An 8641-nucleotide genomic window follows, 5' to 3' on the forward strand; every position below is an offset into this window, starting at 1 on the left:
AACGCCGGCTCGCTGGACCGCCGCCTGCTCCAGAAGTACGGCAAGGCGACCCCGGAGGCGCTGGTCGAGTCGGCGCTGTGGGAGGCGTCCCTGTTCGAGGAGCACGACTTCCGCGACATCAAGATCTCCGTCAAGCACAACGACCCGGTCGTGATGATCGAGGCCTACCGGCAGCTCGCCGAGCAGTGCGACTACCCGCTGCACCTGGGCGTGACGGAGGCCGGCCCCGCCTTCCAGGGCACGATCAAGTCCGCCGTCGCCTTCGGCGCGCTGCTGAGCCAGGGCATCGGCGACACCATCCGCGTCTCCCTGTCCGCCCCGCCGGCCGAGGAGGTCAAGGTCGGCATCCAGATCCTGGAGTCGCTGAACCTCCGCCAGCGCGGCCTGGAGATCGTCTCCTGCCCGTCCTGCGGCCGGGCCCAGGTCGACGTCTACAAGCTCGCCGAAGAGGTCACCGCCGGCCTGACCGGCATGGACGTACCGCTCCGCGTCGCCGTCATGGGCTGCGTCGTCAACGGCCCCGGCGAGGCCCGCGAGGCCGACCTCGGCGTCGCCTCCGGCAACGGCAAGGGCCAGATCTTCGTCAAGGGCGAGGTCATCAAGACCGTGCCCGAGTCCAAGATCGTGGAAACCCTCATCGAGGAGGCCATGAAGCTGGCGGAGCAGATGGAGAAGGACGGCACGGCCTCCGGCGAACCGACCGTCTCGGTGGCGGGCTGAGCCTTTTCGACGCCGGTGGGGCGCGCCCCGAAAGGGGCGCGGGGCCGTGCTCGCTATGCGGCTCCTCCGCGGGGGCGCGAACAACCACAACGGACCGGTACACGCCAACGGGCCCGAGCCTCCCGAACGGGAAGGCGCACCGCACAAGCAGCGCAGCTATAGTGCGGGGACCAGCAGAACCCCGTCGTGAGGCCCCGCCACGTGTTGACCCAGACCACCTCACGGGTGCTCGAACCGAGCGACCTGGACGCCGCGCTCGCCGTTCTCGACCGCGAGCCGGTCGCGAACGCCTTCGTGACGTCCCGGGTCCAGGTCGCGGGCCTCGACCCGTGGCGGCTCGGCGGCGAGATGTGGGGCTGGTACGAGGACGGCATGCTCACGTCCCTGTGCTACGCGGGCGCCAACCTCGTCCCCATCTGCGCCACCCCGCGCGCGGTCCGCGCCTTCGCCGACCGCGCCCGCCGGGCCGGCCGCCGCTGCTCCTCCATCGTCGGCCCCGCCGAACCCACCGCCCAGCTGTGGCGGCTGCTGGAGCCGCACTGGGGCCCGGCCCGCGAGGTCCGCGCCCACCAGCCGCTGATGGTCACCGACCGCATGCCGGCCGACATCGCCCCGGACCCGTACGTCCGCCGCGTCCGCAAGGACGAGATGGAGACGATCATGCCGGCCTGCGTGGCGATGTTCACCGAGGAGGTCGGCGTCTCCCCGCTGGCCGGCGACGGCGGCCTGCTCTACCAGGCCCGGGTCGCCGAACTCGTCGGCGCCGGCCGCTCCTTCGCCCGCGTCGACGACCGGGGGCGGGTCGTGTTCAAGGCGGAGATCGGCGCGGCGACCTCGCAGGCCTGCCAGATCCAGGGCGTGTGGGTGGCCCCCGAGTACCGGGGCAGGGGGCTCGCGGCCCCCGGCATGGCGGCGGTGCTGCGCTACGCCCTGGCCGACGTGGCCCCCGTCGTCAGCCTGTACGTGAACGACTTCAACACGGCGGCGCGCCGGACCTACCGCAGGGTGGGCTTCCAAGAGGTGGGCGCCTTCATGAGCGTTCTGTTCTGAGGGCCCTGTACGCTCCCGGCATGGACCTCGTGATCGGCCCCCTGGACCTCGCTGCCCACGTCGACGAGGCCCTGGCCGTGCAGGCCCTCGCCTTCGGACTCGGCCCGGACGAGGTCGCCGTACGCCGCCAGATCGTCCAGCGCCACATGCAGTACAACGGCGCGCGGGCCTTCGGCGCCACCAGCCGGGGACGGCTGATCGGATTCGTCTACGGCATGCCCAACAGCCGCACCCACTGGTGGTCCACCGTCGTGGAGCCCTACCTGCGCGCCGGCGGCAACGACTGCTGGCTGGACGACTCCTTCGTCATCACCGAGCTGCACGTCCACCCCGACCACCAGAACCGCGGCATCGGCCGACGGCTGATCACCACCATCACCGACACCGCCGCCGAACCCCGCTCGATCCTCTCCGCGATCGACACCGACAGCCCCGCCCGCGGCCTCTACCACTCCCTCGGCTACGTCGACCTCGCCCGCCAGGTCCACTTCCCGAGCGCGCCGCGGCCGTACGCCGTGATGGGCGCCCCCCTTCCGCTGCGCCGCAAGCAGGGCCGGGGCGTATCCGATTTCCACCGGCCCAGGCGGCCCGGCTAACCTCCTATGCCATCACCCTTACCCGGCAGGAGTACGAGAACCATGGCCAACGCACCGGTCCAGCGCATGTCCCAGTTGATGGCGAAGACGCTGCGCGACGACCCGGCGGACGCCGAGGTCCTCAGCCACAAGCTCCTCGTCCGCGCCGGCTACGTCCGCCGCACGGCCGCCGGCATCTGGAGCTGGCTGCCCCTCGGCAAGAAGGTCCTCGCCAACGTCGAGCGCATCGTCCGCGAGGAGATGGACGCCATCGGCGCCCAGGAGGTCTCGCTGCCCGCCCTGCTGCCGCGTGAGCCCTACGAGGCCACCGGCCGCTGGGACGAGTACGGCCAGGAGCTGTTCCGGCTCAAGGACCGCAAGGGCGGCGACTACCTCCTCGGCCCCACCCACGAGGAGATCTTCACCCTCCTGGTCAAGGACCAGTGCACGTCCTACAAGGACATGCCGGTGATCCTCTACCAGATCCAGACCAAGTTCCGCGACGAGGCCCGCCCCCGCGCCGGCATCCTGCGCGGCCGTGAGTTCCTGATGAAGGACTCGTACTCCTTCGACCTGGACGACGAGGGCCTCGGCGCCTCCTACGCCCTGCACCGCGAGGCCTACCAGCGCGTCTTCGCGCGCCTCGGCCTCGACTACCGCATCGTCGCGGCCACCGCCGGCGCCATGGGCGGCTCCAAGTCCGAGGAGTTCCTCGCCCCCGCCGAGGCCGGCGAGGACACCTTCGCGGACTGCCCCCACTGCGACTTCGCCGCCAACACGGAGGCGATCACCTACGAGCTGAAGCCGGTCGACGGTTCGGCCGTGCCCGCGCTGGAGGAGATCCCGACCCCCGACACCCCGACCATCGAGACGCTGGCCGCCGCGCTCGGCGTCCCCGCCTCCGCCACGCTGAAGAACCTGCTGGTCAAGGTGGACGGCGAGATCGTCGCCGTGGGCGTGCCCGGCGACCGCGAGGTGGACCTGGACAAGGTCGAGGCGCACTTCGCCCCGGCCGCCGTCGAGATGGTCACCGAAGCCGACTTCGCCGGCCGCCCCGACCTGGTCCGCGGCTACGTCGGCCCGCAGGGCCTGGGCGAGAAGGTGAAGTACATCGCCGACCCGCGCGTGGCCCCCGGCACCGCCTGGGTCACCGGCGCCAACAAGGAGCACACGCACGCGAAGAACGTCGTCGCCGGCCGCGACTTCGAGGTCGACGCGTACGTGGACGTCGTGGTGGTCCAGGAGGGCGACCCCTGTCCGAAGTGCGGCACCGGCCTGAAGCTGGACCGCGCCATCGAGATCGGCCACATCTTCCAGCTGGGCCGCAAGTACGCCGACGCCCTCAAGCTCGACGTCCTCGGCCAGAACGGCAAGCCGGTCCGCGTCACCATGGGCTCCTACGGCATCGGCGTCTCCCGCGCCGTCGCCGCGCTCGCCGAGCAGACCGCCGACGAGCACGGCCTGGTCTGGCCCAAGGAGGTCGCCCCGGCCGACGTGCACCTCGTCGCCGCCGGCAAGGCGCTCCAGACCGAGCTGGCGCTGGACGTCGCCGAGAAGCTCGCCGCCGCGGGCGTCCGCGTCCTGGTGGACGACCGGGCCGGTGTCTCCCCGGGCGTGAAGTTCACCGACGCCGAGCTGATCGGCGTCCCGCAGATCCTGGTGGCCGGCCGCCGCGCCGGCGAGGGCGTCCTCGAACTGAAGGACCGCAAGACCGGCGAGCGCGAGGAGCTGACCGTCGAGGAGGCGATCGCCCGCCTGACGGCGTAGCACCGAGCCGACCGACGACGCCCCCGGGACACCCGGGGGCGTCGCTGCCGCCACGGGCCGCACCGCCGGCGCTACAGCCAGCCGGCGAACTCCAGCAACAGCTCCCCGTCCTTCGGCCGCCCCACCCGGAAGGCCCGCACCCCGGACTCCACGGCCCGGAACAGCGTCCAGCCCCGCAGCCGTTCCTGATCGACCTCCAGGGACTCGGCGAGCCGCTTGATCCGGCGCCGGGTGGTGGCCGGTCCGGACGGCGCCGCGATCAGGTCCTCCACCCGGTCCCGCACCAGCCGGGCCAGGTCGAACGCGCTCTCGCCGACCACCGGGTCCGGGCCCACCGCGAGCCAGGGCATCCGCTCCCCGGCGAGCACCTTGCTCTGCCGGAACGTGCCGTGCAGCAGCCGCTGCTCGGGCGGCGCGGCCAGCAGCTCCTCGCGGGCGGCGAGCGCCGCGTCCACCAGGGGCGCCGCCTCCGGGTCGGTCTCCGCGCTCGCCCGCATCGCCGCCGCCTGCCGTCCGGTGCGCTCGGCGACCGTCTCGAAGACGTGCCCGGCCGGCGGCTCCACCCACAGCCGGCGCAGCGTCCCCGCCGCCTCCAGCAGCGCCTTCGCCTCCGGCAGCGACCGCACCGACACATCCGGGTGCAGCCGCTCCAGCAGCAGCGCCCCGTCCTCCGCCACGCTCTCCAGCAGCTGTACGGCGCCCAGCCCGCCCCAGTGCGCCAGCGCCGCCCGCTCGCTCTCCGGACGCGCCCGGGGCGGCGCCAGCTTCAGCACCGCCGGGGTGCCGTCCGCCCGCCGCACCAGCACCACCAGGCTGCTGCGCCCGCCCGGCACCTGCACCCGCTCGACGGTCAACTCGCGCCGGGCGACGGCCTGCTCGGCCGTCGCGGGCAGCCGCGCCAGCCAGTCGTCCCCGGCCGGTGCCGTCTCACCGAGCGCCCGCACCAGGCGCCGCGGCGCTTCGAAAGCCATGCGCGAGTCGTTCCTTCCTGTCGCGTGCTGTCGGGCCCTGCGGTGGCTAACGCGTCGCCGACGCGGTGGCCGATGGGGTCGTACCGGCCGCACCCGTCTGCTCGCCGGACCGCTCGGCGAGCCCAGGGAAGGCTACGCTCTGTCCGCTCCAGCGCACCGCCCGCACCGCGGCCTCCCGCAGCGCCCCGGCCGCGTCGGCCCGTCGCGCGCCGGTCGCCGCCCGCACCAGGTCCGCGTAGACCCCGGCCAGCCGCTCCTCCAGCCGCGCGGCCAGCCGCACCGCCGCCGTCCCGTCCTGGACCGGGAACGGCAGCGCGTACCCGGCGCTCGCGGCGACCGGGCTGCCGCCCAGGTCACGCACGGCGCGCACCAGGGCGTCCCGGCGCGCCCGGTGGGCGTCGTAGGCCGCCCGGGCCTCGGCCCGGCGCCGCTCGCCGATCCGGCCGCCGACGACGCCGTACCCGTACACCGTCGCGTGCTCCGCCGCCAGCGCCGCCTGCAACGCGCTCAGCTCGGCCGCGGCGGCCTGCTCGGTCCCCTCGCTCACCTGGTTCCCTCCGTCAGCAGGTAGGCGTGCGCGGCCCCGGCCGCCGCGACCGACGCCAGCAGCCGCGCCGGCTCGCCCGGCACCTCCAGCAGTTCCTCGGCGCGCCGGTCGGCGAGGGCGCGCTCGGCGGCGGCCAGCCCGGCGAGGGCGTCCTTCTCGGCGGCCGGGACGGGCGCCGGCGCGGCCGAGGACCGGGTGGGCGCCGGCGTCGGCGTCGTACCGTCCTCGAAGGCCGCCGCGTGGGCCGCGACCCGGGCCCGCAGCGGACGCAGCCGCTCCGCCAGCCCGGGGTGCGCGGCGAGCACGGCGTCGTAGCGCTCCAGCAGCTCCCGGCTGTCCCGCGCCGCACGCGCGCGTGCCCGCTCGGCGGCCGACGGACCGGCGTCGCCGGAGCCCGCCCCGTCCGAGCAGCCCACCAGGAGGGCTGCCCCGGCGGCCGAGGCGAGCAGGGATCTTCTGCGCGGCCCCGAGGGGATGCGCGACGGTGGCGGGTACGGCACGGCTGACGTCCTCGGGGGCTCGTACGAACACACGGGCGGGAACGCCGGCCCGCCGCTGATCACGGTACCCGCGAACCCCTCGACCACGTGTCACCGGCTCAGCGGACCCACCCGCCCGACAGCACGGCCCCCGCACCGGACGGCACCCCGTGCCCCGGCCGGAGGCAACATCACTGCCCGCGACCCGATACCCTTTGACCTGACACGCGACCCATCCCACAACAGCACACGCGGCCGAGGAGTCACCCGGATGAGCACCACCCAGAGCGAGAGGCTGCGAGAGCTGCTGGAACCGCTCGTCACCTCCCAGGGGCTGGATCTCGAAGAGATCGCCGTGGACTCCGTGGGGCGCAAGCGGGTGCTGCGCGTGGTCGTCGACTCCGACACCGGAGCGGACCTGGACGCGATCGCCGATGTGAGCCGTGCGCTCTCGGCGAAGCTGGACGAGACGAACGCGATGGGCGAGGGCGCGTACGACCTGGAGGTCGGAACCCCCGGCGCGGAGCGCCTCCTCACCGAGCACCGGCACTTCGTGCGCGCCACCGACCGGCTGGTGAAGTTCCAGCTCACGGAGGGCGGCGAGCTGGTCGCCCGGATCCTGGAGGTCGACCAGGAGGGCATCGACGTCGAGGTGCCCGGGGTGAAGGGCCGCAAGGCCACCACCCGCAGACTCGGCTTCCCGGAGATCGCCAAGGCGCGCGTGCAGGTCGAGTTCAGCCGCAAGGACAGCAAGGACAGCAAGAAGGCCATGAAGGAAGAGGAGGAGGCGTAGCCGTGGACATCGACATGAGCGCCCTGCGGGGCTTGGTTCGGGAGAAGGAGATCTCCTTCGACCTGCTGGTCGAGGCGATCGAGTCGGCCCTCCTCATCGCCTACCACCGCACCGAGGGAAGCCGCCGACACGCGCGCGTGGAGCTCAACCGGGAGACCGGACATGTGACCGTGTGGGCGAAGGAGGACCCCGAGGACCTCGCGGAGGGGCAGGAGCCCCGCGAGTTCGACGACACGCCGTCCGGCTTCGGCCGCATCGCCGCGACCACCGCCAAGCAGGTGATCCTGCAGCGGCTGCGCGACGCCGAGGACGACGCGACGCTCGGCGAGTACGCCGGCCGCGAGGGCGACATCGTCACGGGCGTGGTCCAGCAGGGCCGCGACCCGAAGAACGTGCTCGTGGACATCGGCAAGCTGGAGGCCATCCTGCCGGTGCAGGAGCAGGTGCCCGGCGAGACCTACCCGCACGGCATGCGCCTGCGGTCGTACGTCGTCCGGGTGGCCAAGGGCGTGCGCGGTCCGTCCGTCACCCTCTCGCGCACGCACCCCAATCTGGTGAAGAAGCTCTTCGCCCTGGAGGTGCCGGAGATCGCCGACGGCTCGGTCGAGATCGCCGCGATCGCGCGTGAGGCCGGTCACCGCACGAAGATCGCCGTACGGTCCACCCGTACGGGCCTGAACGCCAAGGGCGCCTGCATCGGCCCCATGGGCGGCCGGGTGCGCAACGTGATGGGCGAACTGAACGGCGAGAAGATCGACATCGTGGACTGGTCGGACGACCCGGCCGAGATGGTCGCCAACGCGCTGTCACCCGCTCGGGTGAGCAAGGTGGAGGTCGTGGACATGGCCTCCCGCTCCGCCCGGGTGACCGTGCCGGACTACCAGTTGTCGCTGGCCATCGGCAAGGAGGGCCAGAACGCCCGCCTCGCGGCCCGGCTCACCGGCTGGCGGATCGACATCCGGCCCGACACCGAGCAGACCGCGGACCGGACCGGGGAATAGATCCAAGCCGCACATCGGTTGAATCACGACAACAGCCGTTCGATCTTTGCCCCAAAGGGGTGAGGTCGGTACGGGGAGGTAGACTTAGCTGTGTCTGGCCGGACGCACGCCCGAGCATGCCCTGAACGCACCTGTGTGGGGTGCCGGGAGCGGGCGGCCAAGAACGATCTGCTGCGGATCGTGAAGATCGAGGACGCCTGCGTCCCCGATCCTCGCGGTACGCTGCCCGGCCGGGGTGCGTACGTCCACCCCGCCCTGGTCTGTCTCGACCAGGCGGTACGCCGCCGGGCGTTCCCGCGGGCACTGCGCGTCCCGGGACCGCTCGACACAAAGGCGTTGCGCCGATACGTCGAGCAGACAACAGTTGCCGAGCAGGCAACGACGTAAGACATGCCGTACGGAACCCCGTGCGGTCTGGTACCTCGCGAGTCGAAAGCAGGTCGAGATTGCGATGAGCACTCGATGAGTACGCCCATGAACTAGCGACGGTCCGGCTTCAACCCGGACCTCAAAGGAGCGAAGTGGCTAAGGTCCGGGTCTACGAACTCGCCAAGGAGTTCGGTGTCGAGAGCAAGGTCGTCATGGCCAAGCTCCAGGAACTCGGTGAATTCGTCCGTTCGGCGTCTTCGACCATCGAAGCGCCGGTTGTACGCAAGCTGACCGACGCCTTCCAGGGCGGTGGCTCCGGCAAGTCCGCCGGTAAGCCCGCCCCGCGCAAGGCTGCCCCCAAGCCCGCCG

11 protein-coding genes are annotated in these 8641 nt (G+C 72.7%); 8 read left to right on the forward strand and 3 right to left on the reverse strand.

Going from position 1 to position 8641, the window contains the following annotated elements; genetic code table 11:
* The 4 genes from CCN44_RS10540 to CCN44_RS10555 all read left to right on the forward strand — a co-directional run.
* The coding region (locus tag CCN44_RS10540) for a flavodoxin-dependent (E)-4-hydroxy-3-methylbut-2-enyl-diphosphate synthase (protein WP_158103085.1) at nt 1–720 on the forward strand (720 nt) is incomplete at its 5' end.
* Between the two features lie 201 nt (nt 721–921).
* On the forward strand, nt 922–1770 hold the full coding sequence (locus CCN44_RS10545; protein WP_059252906.1) for a GNAT family N-acetyltransferase: 849 nt from the start codon (nt 922–924) through the stop codon (nt 1768–1770).
* 20 nt (nt 1771–1790) lie between these two features.
* Nucleotides 1791–2366, forward strand: a complete 576-nt coding sequence (locus CCN44_RS10550; protein ID WP_086697467.1) for a GNAT family N-acetyltransferase — start codon at nt 1791–1793, stop codon at nt 2364–2366.
* A gap of 42 nt (nt 2367–2408) precedes the next feature.
* A complete protein-coding gene (locus CCN44_RS10555) occupies nt 2409–4112 on the forward strand; it encodes a proline--tRNA ligase (RefSeq protein ID WP_086697468.1) in 1704 nt (567 codons plus the stop codon).
* Nucleotides 4113–4183: 71 nt separating this feature from the next.
* Here the strand turns inward: CCN44_RS10555 and CCN44_RS10560 are convergent, their stop codons facing one another.
* Genes CCN44_RS10560 through CCN44_RS10570 form a run of 3 tightly spaced genes read right to left on the reverse strand, consistent with a single transcriptional unit; the run spans nt 4184 to nt 6130 of the window.
* Nucleotides 4184–5083, reverse strand: coding sequence for an aminoglycoside phosphotransferase family protein (locus tag CCN44_RS10560; protein WP_086697469.1), 900 nt, complete (start codon nt 5081–5083; stop codon nt 4184–4186).
* Nucleotides 5084–5129: 46 nt separating this feature from the next.
* The gene (locus CCN44_RS10565) at nt 5130–5630 is read right to left on the reverse strand and encodes a ferritin-like domain-containing protein (RefSeq protein WP_086697470.1); all 501 of its coding nucleotides are present in this window, start codon (nt 5628–5630) and stop codon (nt 5130–5132) included.
* Nucleotides 5627–6130: a hypothetical protein gene (locus CCN44_RS10570; RefSeq protein ID WP_059252911.1), complete on the reverse strand. Its 504-nt coding sequence runs from the start codon at nt 6128–6130 to the stop codon at nt 5627–5629. Before CCN44_RS10570 ends, CCN44_RS10565 begins: the two co-directional genes overlap by 4 nt.
* A 250-nt stretch (nt 6131–6380) precedes the next feature.
* Here CCN44_RS10570 and rimP point away from each other — a divergent pair, with 250 nt between their 5' ends.
* The 4 genes from rimP to CCN44_RS10590 form a co-directional block, all read left to right on the forward strand.
* Entirely contained in the window at nt 6381–6902 is a 522-nt protein-coding gene (rimP, locus tag CCN44_RS10575) for a ribosome maturation factor RimP (RefSeq protein WP_059252912.1), read from the forward strand.
* Nucleotides 6903–6904: 2 nt separating this feature from the next.
* Nucleotides 6905–7903: a transcription termination factor NusA gene (nusA, locus tag CCN44_RS10580; RefSeq protein ID WP_059252913.1), complete on the forward strand. Its 999-nt coding sequence runs from the start codon at nt 6905–6907 to the stop codon at nt 7901–7903.
* A 90-nt stretch (nt 7904–7993) separates the two neighbouring features.
* On the forward strand, nt 7994–8290 hold the full coding sequence (locus CCN44_RS10585; RefSeq protein WP_059252914.1) for a YlxR family protein: 297 nt from the start codon (nt 7994–7996) through the stop codon (nt 8288–8290).
* 134 nt (nt 8291–8424) lie between these two features.
* A partial coding sequence (locus tag CCN44_RS10590) for a translation initiation factor IF-2 N-terminal domain-containing protein (protein ID WP_143649685.1) occupies nt 8425–8641 on the forward strand: 217 nt, incomplete at its 3' end.

The organism is Streptomyces tricolor, assembly GCF_002155905.1.
Taxonomy (GTDB): Bacteria; Actinomycetota; Actinomycetes; order Streptomycetales; family Streptomycetaceae; genus Streptomyces; species Streptomyces tricolor.